The following is a 233-nucleotide window of genomic DNA, read 5'->3' as shown; positions in this document are numbered from 1 at the left end:
GCGTATACCTGCTCGATTCATTGCGAAAAAAACTTTCCGTTTCGTAAATCCCCTAGCGATTTAGATATTGGTTTAACTAACAATATGCAAGACGCTGAGTATTTAGGCATAGTTGACGACACCCTACAATTTTTGCTCAAAGAGCTAAACCCCGATTTAGTGCTGTACGATGCGGGAGTTGATGTGTGGCAACAAGACGGTTTAGGCAAACTCGATATTAGCTGGCAAGGTAT

The 233-nt window shown here is 42.1% G+C and carries 1 pseudogene; it reads left to right on the top strand.

Annotated elements, in window-relative coordinates:
• Positions 1–233: pseudogene (locus AAEY62_RS24965) on the top strand (histone deacetylase); the annotation flags it as partial.

It is taken from the genome of Pseudoalteromonas sp. GW168-MNA-CIBAN-0100 (assembly GCF_040309225.1).
Lineage (GTDB): Bacteria > Pseudomonadota > Gammaproteobacteria > Enterobacterales > Alteromonadaceae > Pseudoalteromonas > Pseudoalteromonas arctica.
This window is presented reverse-complemented; position numbering and strand designations above follow the sequence as displayed.